Raw genomic sequence first — 13236 nt, forward strand, 5'->3', positions numbered from 1 at the left:
CCCTACCCTCCGACCGCCTCGAGGTATCCAACGATCAGTCAATCCAAGACACCCAATCTCCCAGATGACTCCCAGATAGCAGTGGGGGATTCTCTCAGCCGGAAGAGAAGACCTGCAGCACCACGACTCTCACCCTGAGGAACATCGCATCAAGTCGGGAGAATCCGCCCCGCGCGAGCCATGGCCCACCCCTGACCACAGGATGACAAAGGATTTCGGCCACGCGGTCATCCCAGAAATCCCACACCCAGACCATCCGTCACAGCCAACAAATGTGCCGAAAGGCACACCGAAGAGTCGCGGGCGAGGCGCCCGGAACCCAGAAAGCCCCGGGAGGCATCACCTCCCGGGGCTGATCGAGCCGCCTGTGGGAATCGAACCCACGACCTATTCATTACGAGTGAATCGCTCTGCCGACTGAGCTAAGGCGGCGCTGGCACAAGCAGCAGAGCCGAACATACCGGCCCTGCGGCCACCACCGCAATCCAGCGCCGCCAGGAGGACCGTGTTCCTCAACACAGTCACCCTCCCTCCTCGCCGCCCCGCATCACCCGAACCGACCGGGCCCGGTATTCTCCGCACGTCATTCAACAGGTCTCCCTCTCCGTAAGGATCCCCATGAGCGAGTCTCCGTCCAGCCACTCCCCCACCTCTCCCTCACCGCACTCGGGTGCTTCGCCTTCACCCTCCCCCGCTTCCCAGCCCGACCAGATCCGGGACCGCGGCGACGCCGGTTACAACAAGTCGCTGAAGAACCGCCACCTGCAGATGATCGCCATTGGCGGCTCCATCGGCACGGGTCTTTTCATGGGGGCCGGCGGGCGGCTCAAGGACGGCGGAGCGGGCCTGATGTTCGCCTATGCCGTCTGCGGAATCTTCGCCTTCCTCATGGTGCGCGCTCTGGGCGAGCTCGCCATCCGCCGCCCCTCCTCGGGAGCATTCGTCTCCTACGCCCGTGAGTTCCTCGGAGAGAAGGGCGCCTACATCACCGGCTGGTTCTTCTTCCTGGACTGGTCGGTCACCGTGATGGCGGACATCACGGCCGTGGCCCTCTACCTCCACTACTGGACGGCTCTGAAGGTTGTTCCACAGTGGGTCTTCGCGCTCGTGGCACTCGTCCTGGTCTTCATCCTCAACATGCTCAACGTCAAGATGTTCGGCGAGGCGGAGTTCTGGTTCGCGCTCATCAAGGTCGCCGCCATCGTGTCCTTCATGGTGGTGGCCATCGTCGCCATTGTTCTCGGGCTTCACACCGGAACGGATCCCGACGGTGGCGCGATCACCGCAGGGGCTCACAACATCCTCGAAAACGGCGGCTTCTTCCCCGAGGGATTGCCGATCGTCTTCGCCCTGACCCTCGGCGTCGTCTTCGCCTTCGGTGGCACGGAGATGGTGGGCGTGGCGGCCGGAGAGGCGAAGGACGCGGAGAAAATCCTGCCCAAGGCGATCAACTCGATGATTCTGCGCATCTTCGTCTTCTACGTCGGCTCGGTCATGCTGCTGGCTCTGGTCCTGCCCTATACCTCCTACTCGAAGGACCAGTCGCCCTTCGTCACCTTCTTCTCCGGGATCGGTGTGCCCTACGCCGGCGACATCATCCAGGTCGTGGTCCTCACCGCCGCGCTGTCCTCCCTCAACGCCGGCCTGTACGCCACCGGACGCACCCTGCGCTCCATGGCCGTGGCCGGTGAGGCCCCTCGGGTGGCGGCCGGGCTCAACAAGCACCAGGTTCCTGCCGGGGGCATCATCATCACCTCCGCCCTGGGGCTGCTCGGCGTCGTCCTCAACGCCTACCTGCCCGGCGATGCCTTCGACATCGTCATGAACCTGGCCGGCATCGGCATCGCCGGGACCTGGGGAGCCATCCTCGTCACCCACCTCGCCTTCCTGCGCCGGGTGCACGAGGGCAAGGAGGTGCGCCCGGCCTACCGGATGCCCTGGGCCCCCTGGTCCAACTACGCGGCCCTGGCCTTCTTCACCATCGTCGTCGTCTCCAACGTGACCAACCCGGCCGGACGTTGGACCCTGGTCCTGTTCGCCATCGTCGCCGTCATGATGGTGGCAGGCTGGTACACGGTGCGGGGACGCATTCGGGGCGACCTGCTCGACGAGGTCCTCGCCGACGAGGTGGACGAAGCCGCATCCGCCCCGTCGCACGAGGCCTAAGCGGCAGGAGGCTGAGCCCATGCACGTTCACATCACCTACACCGGGGGCACCATCGGGATGGTGGACTCCCCCCACGGCCTCGTTCCCGGTGCGGATCTGGAGGGGTGGCTCGACTCGGTGCTGAAGGGCACGCCCCTGGCTCGCTCGGTATCCGTGACCTCGCTGGAGCCGCTCATCGACTCCTCGAACGCCACCCCGCTGTCCTGGCAGGCGATCGTGGACGACCTGCGCGCCTACGCCGCGGCCGACCCGCAGACCGCCTTCGTCATCCTGCACGGGACCGACACGATGGCCTACACCAGTGCCGCCCTGTCCTATGCGCTGACGGATCTGAGCGTTCCGGTCGTCGTCACCGGTTCCCAGCTCCCCCTCGGAGAACTGGGAACCGACGCCGCAACGAACGTCACCGGGGCGCTCAAGGCCGCCACCTCCGGGCGCCTGAGCGGGGTGGCGCTGTTCTTCGGTCATCGGCTCCTGGCCGGGAACCGGGTGACGAAGTCCTCCTCGTGGGCCTTCACCGGTTTCGAGTCCCCCAACGCGGCCCCTCTGGCCACCACTGGCGCCCCGTGGCAGTGGGCTCCATGCACCCGGGGCGGGGCCGGTTGGAAGGATGCCGCCCCCTACGCCCGTCACGACGTCGTCGTGGTCGACCTGGTCCCGGGCATCACCGCGGCCCGCCTGGAGGCGCTGCTGACACCGCTGCCCGAGGCCGTGATCCTGCGGGCCTTCGGAGTCGGCAACGTGCCGTCCCAGGAGCCGGGGCTGACCGACGTCGTCGAGCGGGTGATCGATGCCGGGACGGCCGTCATCGTCACCTCCCAGTGCCACGAGTCCGAGGTCCTCCTGGGGCACTACGAGGCCGGTGACGCACTGGCCCGCAGTGGCGCCGTCGGCAGCCGCGACATGACCCTGGAGGCCGCCTACGCCAAGGTCCAGTTCCTGCTCTCGCAGGGACTGGAGGGAGACGACCTGGCCGGCTGGATGGGACGCTCCATCGCCGGCGAGCTGAGCCAGTGAACTGAGCCAGTGAGGCGGGCAGCGCCGACACCGGTGCGGCCCGGCTGAGGAATCGGCCCCGGACGACGCGATGTCGTCCGGGGCCGATCTCATGGCCTGCGGGAACCGGTCGGGCCGGCCTGCCCGGCGGTGGTCAGCAGGTGAGTCCCTTGTCCGGCATCGTCCCGTTGAGCAGGTAGGTGTCCACGGCCTTCTTGACGCAGTCGTTGGAGCGCCCGTAGGCGGTGTGTCCGTCGCCCTTCCAGGTCATGAGCTGACCGGACTCGAGCTGATCGGCCAGCGACTCGGACCAGGCGTAGGGCGTGGCCGGGTCACCGGTGGTGCCCACCACGAGGATCGGTGCGGCGCCGGAGGCCGTGATCTTCTCGCGCTTGCGGCTCGACGTGTGGCCCCAGCCCTGGCAGTAGGCGTCGGGGTAGAGCAGCTGGGAGCCGAAGGTGGGCGAGGCCTCGTTGACGGCCTTGGCGTTCTCCTCCCAGGAGGTGTTGTCCCCCTGGACCGGGTAGTCCAGGCAGTTGACCGCCATGAGGGCCTCGGCGCCGTTACCGGAGTAGCTGCCGTCGCTCTGGCGGGAGGAGACGGCGTCGGCGATGGCCAGCAGCGCGCTTCCGTCCGGGTTGCCCATCTTGCCCATCGCCTGAGACAGCGCCAGGGTGAGGGAGGGCCACAGCTGGGTCTGGTACATCGATCCCAGCACCCCGTAGACGGCCAGGTCGTAGGTCAGCGGCCGCTTGTCGTCGGAGGTCGGCAGCGGCGCCGCCTTCGTGGACTCCAGGAGCTCGCGGATCTGGGAGACACCTGAGTCGACGTCGCCGCTCAGGGGGCATCCCAGCTTGGAGCTCTGGCAGCTCTGCACGTAGGCCCGAAGCGACGCCTCGAAGCCCTTGGCCTGCCCCAGGGTCAGCTCCTCAGCGCTCAAGGAGGGATCGACGGCGCCGTCGAGGACCAGCCGCCCGGTGTTGGCCGGGAACAGCTCGGCGTAGGTGGCCCCCAGGTAGGTGCCGTAGGAGAAACCCAGGTAGGTCAGCGTCTGCTGGCCGTCGACCGCCCGCAGGATGTCGAGGTCCTTGGCCGCGCTGATGGTGTCGATGTGGTCCAGGAGCCCCGCGGGGCTGGTCTTCGTCGCACAGGCCTCCCCCATCTTCTGGGCCCGCTCCTGGGTGGCCGCGGCCGAGGGGGTCGCCGGGTCGTTCGCCCCGGCTCGCTCGGCGTCGAGCTCGGCGTCGGTCAGGCAGTCGACTGCCGTGGAGGCGCCCACGCCTCGCGGGTCGAAACCGACGACGTCGTAGGAGCTGGTGAGGTTCTTGGAGAAGTAGGAGCCGACGCTTTCGACCAGCTCGATGCCCGACCCTCCGGGCCCGCCCGGGTTGACGAACAGTGAGCCGACCGAGTCCCCGCTGGCGGTCCGCTTCTTCACCGCGATCTCGATCGTCTCACCGCCGGGGTTGTCGTAGTCCAGCGGCACCTTGACCTTGGCGCAGGTGAAGCCGGTGTCCTTCCCCGACTTCGCCTCCCCCATCCCCTTCTTGTCGCAGGCGTACCAGGAGACCTTCTGGGTGTAGAAGCTCTCCAGCCCGGCCGGGACCGCCGCCGAGGCCGACGCCGTTGCTGGGGTTGCCTTGATCTCGGCTTCGTCCTGGCAGGCGGTCAGACCCCCGCACGCCAGAAGCGCAGCGAGCGCCACGAACAGGGGCTTGATACGAGGCCGAGGAGAGGTCGCAGTAGTCACAAGGTGAACCCTATGCCGCTGGGCCGCCCAGGGGCCTCCTCCTGGAGATGGAGTGGGGAGAAGTTCCCATCGAGGCCCCTGGGGCGGGGACGGTCCGGCCTTACTGACCGCTTGTGCAGGTCAGGCCCTCCTTGGGCAGGGTCCCGCTGGTGAGGTAGGTGTCGACGGCCTTCTGGACGCAGGCCCCCGCGCGCCCGTAGGCGGTGTGGCCGTTGCCCTCCCAGGTCAGGAGCCGGCCGGACTCGAGCTGATCGGCCATGGCCTGGGACCAGGCGTAGGGCGTGGCCGGGTCACCGGTGGTGCCCACCACCAGGATGGGGGCCGCCCCCTTGGCGTGGATGGGAGCGGGCTTGCGGGTCCCGTTGTGCCCCCAGGCCTGGCAACGCGCATCCTGGTTGCCCAAGGAGGCGCCGAAGGTGGGCGAGCTCTGGAGGATCTGCTGGTACTCCTTCTCCCAGCTGGTCATGTCGCCCTGGACGGGGATGTCCTGGCAGTTGACGGCGTAGAAGGTCGGGGCGCTGCCTCCGGCGGTCACCTTGCCGTAGAGCACCTGGATGTAGGAGCCGTCCTTCTGGGTGATGGCCTGGTCGAGGGCATAGGTGAGGAGGGGCCAATATTCGGAGGAGTACAGGAGTCGGCGGATGGCGCTGCGGATCGTGCTGCCGTCCACGGTGACGTTCGGATCCGCGGTCTTGAGCGGTGTCTGGTCCGCCGAGGCGATGAGGGCGCGAACCTGCTGGACTCCGGCGTCGGCGTCACCGGTCAGGGGGCAGCTCTGGCCTTCCTGGACGGCCTGGCCGGACTGGCACTGCTGGACGTAGGTGCGCAGCGCGGCCTCGAAGCCCTGGGCCTGCCCGGCGGCCCGGTCCCCCAGTGACAGGGAGGGGTCGACGGCGCCGTCGAGAACCATGCGGCCGGTGTTGGCGGGGAAGAGCTCGGCGTAGTGAGCCCCCAGGTAAGTGCCGTAGGAGAAGCCCAGGTAGTTGAGCTTCTGGTCCCCGGACAGTGCCCGCAGCACGTCAAGATCCCGGGCCACCGAGACGGTGTCCACATGGTCGAGCAGCCCGGCCGGCTTGGTGTGGGCGGCGCAGCTGGCCTCCTCCTGCGTGAAGTCCTTGGTGATCTCGTCGATCAGGGTCGGGAAGCCGACGTTGGCCTCCGCTCCGCCGTCGGCAGCAGGATTCTCAGCGTCCCGGAAGGGGGTGGGGTCGTCCCCGGCGACGTCGGCGACGAGGGAGCCGGGCTGGGGGTCACTGACGCCCATGCCCCCCTGGGCGGCCTTGGCGGGCTGCTGGCCCGCTCCGTCATCGCAGGTGATGGCGGTGGAGGAGCCGACGCCGCGGGGGTCGAAGCCGATGATGTCGTAGGCCTGGTTGAGGGCGGGCGAGAACTGGATCTCGTTGTTCTCCACCATCTCCACCCCGGAGTAGCCGGGTCCGCCGGGGTTGACGAAGAGGGTGCCCTGGCGCACCGAGCCGGTGGCCTGGTGCTTCTTCATCGCGATCTCAATGGTCTGCCCATCGGGCTTGGAGTAGTCCAGCGGAACCTTGACCTTGGCGCACTGAAAACCGGTCTTGTCAGCAGACTTCTCCACCCCGGCAGTGGCCACGCAGTCGTACCACGCGACCTTCTGACCGTAGAAGGACTCCAGCCCCTTGGGCACCGCCGCCTTGGACGACGCCGCCGGAGCCGACCCCGCAGCGGGCGCCGCAGCAGCAGGAACCACACCGGCCCCCACCCCCAGGCACACACCCGCCACAGCCGCCAGCACCCCGGCAGACACCCGACGACGCCCCGGAGCGACTCGTCGCGGACCGGAGAATTCATTCACGCTATTTTTCATAAACGTTATATTACAAACAGTAAACGGAACGCGTCCGTGTCATGGGTGAGCATCTGAGAGAAGAAAAAGAACCGTGGTTGGGGCGCCTGTCTTCGGCGCCCCAACCACGGTGATGCCTGCCCGCAACGCTCCCTGACGATCCTCAGCGGACAGCCGGCGGGAGGGTGGCGTTTTCTCGCGGGCTCACTCCGTGCCGTGGCACGTCAGCCCCTTCTTGGGCATGGTGCCGCTCAGCAGGTAGGTGTCGACCGCCTTGATGACACAGGGGCCGCGCCCGGAGCTGGCGTAAGCCGTGTGCCCGTTGCCCTCCCAGGTGAGGAGTTGGCCGGAGTCCAGCTGATCGGCCAGGGACACGGCATCCTCGTACGGCGTGGCCGGGTCACCGGTCGTCCCGATCACAAGGATCGGCGCGGCTCCCTTGGCGTGGAGCTTCTTGGACGGCTGGGGGTTGGTGTGCCCCCAGGCCTGGCAGCCCAGTTCGGCACCATCGAACGTGGACGCGAAGCGAGGTGAGGCCTTCTGCACCTTCTCACTCTGCGCCTTCCAGGTGGCCATGTCACCCTCGACCTGGTAGTCCCGGCAGTTGATGGCAATGTTCGCACCGGTGTTGACTAGGGGCTGAGCTTCGAGCCGGTCCGCGATAGCCCTGAAGGCCGAGGCGTCTTTCTGGTTGACGACCTGCCCAAATGCCTCGTTCAGGACGTCCCAGGAGGATTCCGGAGAATAGAGCATGACCGACACGACCTGCTTCATGTCGTCACCCGTGACCGGACGGTTCGCGTCCGAGGAGGGCACGGGCGACTGGTCGGCCGAGTTGAAGATGTCCCCGATCTGCTTGACGCCGGCGTCGGCGTCACCGGAGAGGGGGCAGTTCTGCCCCGACTGGCACCAGGAGACATAGTTGCGCAGCGCCCGCTCGAAGCCCCGGGCCTGCCCGAGAATGTGCTCGCTGAGGCTCAGGCTGGGGTCGAGGGCGCCGTCGAGGACCATGCGGCCGGTGTTGGCGGGGAAGAGCTCGGCGTAGTGAGCCCCCAGGAAGGTGCCGTAGGAGAAGCCCGCGTAGTTGAGCTTCTGGTCCCCGGACAGCGCCCGCAGCACGTCAAGATCCCGGGCCACCGAGACGGTGTCCACGTGGTCGAGCAGCTCGGCAGGCTTGGTGCCCGCCGCGCAGCTGGCCTCGAACTGCTTGAACTGTGCGGAGATGACGGCGGCCCGCTGCTCGAATGTCGCGGCACCTTCTCCGGCATTGACCGGAGCGTCTTCCGTCTTCGCCTCCAGCTCGGTGTCGGAGGTGCAGTTCACGGCGGTGGAGGAGCCGACGCCGCGGGGGTCGAAGCCGATGATGTCGTAGGACTTCTGGACGCCGGCGAAGGTCGAGTCCACCATCGCGCCGACGTCGTCCACCCCGGATCCGCCGGGGCCGCCGGGGTTGACGAAGAGGGTGCCCTGGCGCACCGAGCCGGTGGCCTGGTGCTTCTTCATCGCGATCTCAATGGTCTGCCCATCGGGCTTGGAGTAGTCCAGCGGAACCTTGACCTTGGCGCACTGAAAACCGGTCTTGTCAGCAGACTTCTCCACCCCGGCAGTGGCCACGCAGTCGTACCACGCGACCTTCTGACCGTAGAAGGACTCCAGCCCCTTGGGCACCGCCGCCTTGGACGACGCCGCCGGAGCCGACCCCGCAGCGGGCGCCGCAGCAGCAGGAACCACACCGGCCCCCACCCCCAGGCACACACCCGCCACAGCCGCCAGCACCCCGGCAGACACCCGACGACGCCCCGGAGCGACTCGTCGCGGACCGGAGAATTCATTCACGCTATTTTTCATAAACGTTATATTACAAACAGTAAACGGAACGCGTCCGTGTCATGGGTGAGCATCTGAGAGAAGAAAAAGAACCGTGGTTGGGGCGCCTGTCTTCGGCGCCCCAACCACGGTGATGCCTGCCCGCAACGCTCCCTGACGATCCTCAGCGGACAGCCGGCGGGAGGGTGGCGTTTTCTCGCGGGCTCACTCCGTGCCGTGGCACGTCAGCCCCTTCTTGGGCATGGTGCCGCTCAGCAGGTAGGTGTCGACCGCCTTGATGACACAGGGGCCGCGCCCGGAGCTGGCGTAAGCCGTGTGCCCGTTGCCCTCCCAGGTGAGGAGTTGGCCGGAGTCCAGCTGATCGGCCAGGGACACGGCATCCTCGTACGGCGTGGCCGGGTCACCGGTCGTCCCGATCACAAGGATCGGCGCGGCTCCCTTGGCGTGGAGCTTCTTGGACGGCTGGGGGTTGGTGTGCCCCCAGGCCTGGCAGCCCAGTTCGGCACCATCGAACGTGGACGCGAAGCGAGGTGAGGCCTTCTGCACCTTCTCACTCTGCGCCTTCCAGGTGGCCATGTCACCCTCGACCTGGTAGTCCCGGCAGTTGATGGCAATGTTCGCACCGGTGTTGACTAGGGGCTGAGCTTCGAGCCGGTCCGCGATAGCCCTGAAGGCCGAGGCGTCTTTCTGGTTGACGACCTGCCCAAATGCCTCGTTCAGGACGTCCCAGGAGGATTCCGGAGAATAGAGCATGACCGACACGACCTGCTTCATGTCGTCACCCGTGACCGGACGGTTCGCGTCCGAGGAGGGCACGGGCGACTGGTCGGCCGAGTTGAAGATGTCCCCGATCTGCTTGACGCCGGCGTCGGCGTCACCGGAGAGGGGGCAGTTCTGCCCCGACTGGCACCAGGAGACATAGTTGCGCAGCGCCCGCTCGAAGCCCCGGGCCTGCCCGAGAATGTGCTCGCTGAGGCTCAGGCTGGGGTCGAGGGCGCCGTCGAGGACCATGCGGCCGGTGTTGGCGGGGAAGAGCTCGGCGTAGTGAGCCCCCAGGAAGGTGCCGTAGGAGAAGCCCGCGTAGTTGAGCTTCTGGTCCCCGGACAGCGCCCGCAGCACGTCAAGATCCCGGGCCACCGAGACGGTGTCCACGTGGTCGAGCAGCTCGGCAGGCTTGGTGCCCGCCGCGCAGCTGGCCTCGAACTGCTTGAACTGTGCGGAGATGACGGCGGCCCGCTGCTCGAATGTCGCGGCACCTTCTCCGGCATTGACCGGAGCGTCTTCCGTCTTCGCCTCCAGCTCGGTGTCGGAGGTGCAGTTCACGGCGGTGGAGGAGCCGACGCCGCGGGGGTCGAAGCCGATGATGTCGTAGGACTTCTGGACGCCGGCGAAGGTCGAGTCCACCATCGCGCCGACGTCGTCCACCCCGGATCCGCCGGGGCCGCCGGGGTTCATGAAGAGGGTGCCCTGGCGCACTGAACCGGTGGCCTGGTGCTTCTTCATCGCGATCTCAATGGTCTGCCCATCGGGCTTGGAGTAGTCCAGCGGAACCTTGACCTTGGCGCACTGAAAACCGGTCTTGTCAGCAGACTTCTCCACCCCGGCAGTGGCCACGCAGTCGTACCACGCGACCTTCTGACCGTAGAAGGACTCCAGCCCCTTGGGCACCGCCGCCTTGGACGACGCCGCCGGAGCCGACCCCGCAGCGGGCGCCGCAGCAGCAGGAACCACACCGGCCCCCACCCCCAGGCACACACCCGCCACAGCCGCCAGCACCCCGGCAGACACCCGACGACGTCGAAGGCCACCGGAGCCTCTTGCGTCGCTCACACCCGTGGACGAGGGACGATCAGGACGATTCTGGGGAGGATGCTTCATTCTCGTTTCCATGGGCACCATCATATGAACCGACCAGCAGGTGCATGCTCCCTCTCAGGGATGAGATGGGCCGCGCCCCTCTCCCCCACGAGTCCCGTTGCCCTCCGGGTCCTCAGCGGGCACCAGGTTCCAGGAGGCGGCCCAGGCCCAGATCTGGTCGAGCTCCTCCTCCATGAGGTAGCGGGCCCTGGGCTCGGTGAGTGCCCGAGCGGTCATTCCTCCCAGCGCCACCGTGCCCGCCTCGCTGTGTACTGTCGCCTGCACGCTCGGGCCTGCCTCGCGGAAGCGCAGAGCGGATCGGGGTTGCCGGGCGATGTCGAAGTCGTCCCGGGAACCGGGCCAGGCGAGGTTGTGGGAGCGCAGCAGCGTCCTGCTGTGGATGCCGCTGCGGTCGAAGACGGTCCGCGGCCGCAGGGTCAGGTAGCCCATGAGGAGGCACAGTGCCGCCGCGGCGAGGCAGGCGAGCATTCCCCGGTACTGCCCAAAGGTCATGATTGCCAGCCCGATGGCCAGCCCCAGGAGGCCGACGGCGGTCAGCCCCCAGGCGATGACTCGCTCCTGCGGGCTCGATCTACGGATGATCGGCTCGAACCGAGCGGCGTGGTCGGCGTCCTCGGCCCCGGACTGTGTCACGGTCATGTCACGACTCTTGCACACCTGTCCAAAGCCGTCCTGGTTTTGGAGGTCGCTCCGGCAGTGACCCGCGCCCGACGACGGCGACCTCATGCCCCGCCGCAGCTCGGGCGGGACAGGGTGCTCATCGTCCTTCGGCCTGGGGTCGCAGCTGGACCATGAGGGCCTCGACGGCCAGCAGCGGGGCGGCGTTGGAGCGCAGGCGGCTGCGGCACTCCTCGATGGCGGCGATACGGGCCAGGGACTGCTCGGGGCTCGTCGTACGGGCGGCCTGGTCGACGGCGTCGGACAAGTCGAGGTTGACGCGCTCGACATCGCTGCCCATCTGAGTGGTGAGCACGTCACGGTAGAAGGACAGCAGGTCAATCATGGCCCGGTCCAGCACGTCGGTGCGGGCACGCTTGGCGCGGCGTTTCTGGTCCTCCTCGAGCTGGCGGATCTGGGCGCGCAGGGCCGCCGGGATCTTCCCGTCGCTCTCCAGGCCGAGGGCGCGGGTGAGCTCGGCCTTCTCGCGGGCGTCGCGCTCGGCGGTGGCCTCCTTGGCCTCGGACTCGGCGGCCTCCACCAGGGAGGCGGCGGCCAGGACGGCGTCCCCGACACTGCGCAGGGAGACGGGGGCCAGCAGGAGGCGGCGGCGCCGGTCCCAGGCGTCGGCGTCGGTGGCCAGGTGGCGGGCGAGCCCGATATGCGACTGGCTGGCCCGGGCGGCCCGGGCGGCCAGCTCGGAGTCGGCGCCGTCGCGGCGCACGAGGAGCTCGGCGACGGCGTCGGCCGGCGGGATCCGCAGCGTCACCAGGCGGCAGCGGGAGCGGATGGTGGGCAGGACGTCGTCGGCGCTGGGGGTGCACAGCAGCCAGACGGTCTGGGGCGGGGGCTCCTCGATGGACTTGAGCAGGACGTTGGTGGTGCGCTCGGCCATGCGGTCGGCATCCTCGACGAGGATGACGCGCCAGCGCCCGGTCCAGGGGCGGCGCTGGGCCTCACCGATGAGGGTCTTGACCTCGTCCATGGTGATGATGAGCTTCTCGGTGGCCAGGCGCACGACGTCGGGGTGGGAGCCGGCCATGACGTCACGGCAGGGCTTGCACTGCCCGCAGCCGGGCACGGGGCCGGTGCACTGCAGGGCGGCGGCGAAGGCGCGGGCGGCGTTCGAGCGGCCCGATCCGGGCGGGCCGGTCACGAGCCAGGCGTGGGTCATGGCGAGCCCGGCCGCTGCTGCCGCCGCAGAGCCCGCTCCCCCGTCTCGCGCCCCCTCGGGGGCGAGACCGGCGGCGTGCGCCTCGCGCTGCTGGGCGGCTTGGCGGGCGGCCTGGGCTGCGGCGGTGAAGGCGGCCACGGCGCTCTCCTGGCCGACGACGTCCTCCCACACACTCATGAGCGCGCCTCCCCGCCTGGTCCAGCGGCGCTGCGGCGGGCGGCGGCCTCCACGAAGGCCTCCAGCCCCAGGAGCACGCCCTGGTGGGCCCCGCCGTGGGCGAGGTGCACGCCGTGGCGGCGCACGGCGGCGACAACGGCCTCGATGACGTCGTCGGCCACCTGGTCGACGGGCCGGTCGGCGTCGACGACGACGAAGCGCTCGGGCTCGGCCTGGGCCAGGGTGAGGAACTGCTCGCGCAGGGCGACGCGGAAGGCGTCCCCCTCCTGCTCGAGGCGGTCCTTGGCTCCGCGGCCGGTGGTGCGTCGCTCGGCCAGGTCGGGGTCGCCGTCGAGCAGAACGGTCAGGTCCGGCAGGAGGCCCTCGGTGGCCCACAGGGACAGGTCGCGGACCTCCTGGGGGCCGAGCGAGCGGGCCGCGCCCTGGTAGGCGACGGAGGAGTCGAGGTAGCGGTCGGCCAGGACGACGGCGCCGCGTTCGAGGGCGGGGCGCACGCGGGTGGCGATGTGGTGGGCGCGGTCGGCGGCGTACAGGAGGGCCTCGGCGCGCGGGGCGACGTGCCCGCCGTGCAGGAGGAGGCGGCGGATCTCGACGCCGAGCTCGGTGCCGCCCGGTTCACGGGTGAGGATGTGGTCCACGTCCGCTGCGGTCAGAAGGTCGGCGAGGATGCGGATCTGCGTCGTCTTGCCGACACCGTCGCCTCCCTCGAAGGAGATGAACAGACCGGGGCCGGACGGGGGCGGGACGGGGGCGCCGGAAGCAGCGGGAGGGGCAGCGGTGGTCACAGG

Annotated in this window: 9 protein-coding genes and 1 tRNA gene; 2 read left to right on the top strand and 8 right to left on the bottom strand. The window is 68.7% G+C overall.

The annotated features are described in order from the left end of the window. Positions 1 to 359: 359 nt before the first annotated feature. Positions 360 to 432: transfer RNA gene (locus AXE84_RS03545), tRNA-Thr, on the bottom strand. Positions 433 to 618: 186 nt separating this feature from the next. On the opposite strand from AXE84_RS03545, the gene AXE84_RS03550 reads away from it, so the two are divergent. Continuing rightward, positions 619 to 2166: an amino acid permease gene (locus AXE84_RS03550; RefSeq protein ID WP_060956869.1), complete on the top strand. Its 1548-nt coding sequence runs from the start codon at positions 619 to 621 to the stop codon at positions 2164 to 2166. 19 nt (positions 2167 to 2185) lie between these two features. Next, entirely contained in the window at positions 2186 to 3184 is a 999-nt protein-coding gene (locus AXE84_RS03555) for an asparaginase (protein WP_060956870.1), read from the top strand. A gap of 133 nt (positions 3185 to 3317) precedes the next feature. Here AXE84_RS03555 and AXE84_RS03560 read toward each other — a convergent pair whose 3' ends face one another. The 7 genes from AXE84_RS03560 to tmk form a co-directional block, all read right to left on the bottom strand. Next, complete coding sequence (locus tag AXE84_RS03560) at positions 3318 to 4913, bottom strand: alpha/beta hydrolase (protein WP_236750124.1); 1596 nt, start codon at positions 4911 to 4913, stop codon at positions 3318 to 3320. Positions 4914 to 5013: 100 nt separating this feature from the next. Continuing rightward, positions 5014 to 6756, bottom strand: coding sequence for an alpha/beta hydrolase (locus tag AXE84_RS03565; RefSeq protein WP_060956871.1), 1743 nt, complete (start codon positions 6754 to 6756; stop codon positions 5014 to 5016). A 183-nt stretch (positions 6757 to 6939) separates the two neighbouring features. After that, the gene (locus AXE84_RS03570; protein ID WP_060956872.1) at positions 6940 to 8583 is read right to left on the bottom strand and encodes an alpha/beta hydrolase; all 1644 of its coding nucleotides are present in this window, start codon (positions 8581 to 8583) and stop codon (positions 6940 to 6942) included. 183 nt (positions 8584 to 8766) lie between these two features. Next, positions 8767 to 10452, bottom strand: a complete 1686-nt coding sequence (locus AXE84_RS03575) for an alpha/beta hydrolase (RefSeq protein ID WP_060958128.1) — start codon at positions 10450 to 10452, stop codon at positions 8767 to 8769. A 42-nt stretch (positions 10453 to 10494) separates the two neighbouring features. Beyond that, positions 10495 to 11079 (bottom strand): hypothetical protein, encoded by a 585-nt coding sequence (locus AXE84_RS03580; RefSeq protein ID WP_060956873.1) that lies wholly within the window; start codon positions 11077 to 11079, stop codon positions 10495 to 10497. A 118-nt stretch (positions 11080 to 11197) separates the two neighbouring features. Continuing rightward, complete coding sequence (locus AXE84_RS03585; RefSeq protein WP_060956874.1) at positions 11198 to 12448, bottom strand: DNA polymerase III subunit delta'; 1251 nt, start codon at positions 12446 to 12448, stop codon at positions 11198 to 11200. Then, positions 12445 to 13233 (bottom strand): dTMP kinase, encoded by a 789-nt coding sequence (gene tmk / locus AXE84_RS03590; RefSeq protein WP_060956875.1) that lies wholly within the window; start codon positions 13231 to 13233, stop codon positions 12445 to 12447. Before tmk ends, AXE84_RS03585 begins: the two co-directional genes overlap by 4 nt. Positions 13234 to 13236 lie beyond the last annotated feature (3 nt).

Origin of the sequence: Actinomyces oris (genome assembly GCF_001553935.1) — a bacterium.
Lineage (GTDB): Bacteria > Actinomycetota > Actinomycetes > Actinomycetales > Actinomycetaceae > Actinomyces > Actinomyces oris_A.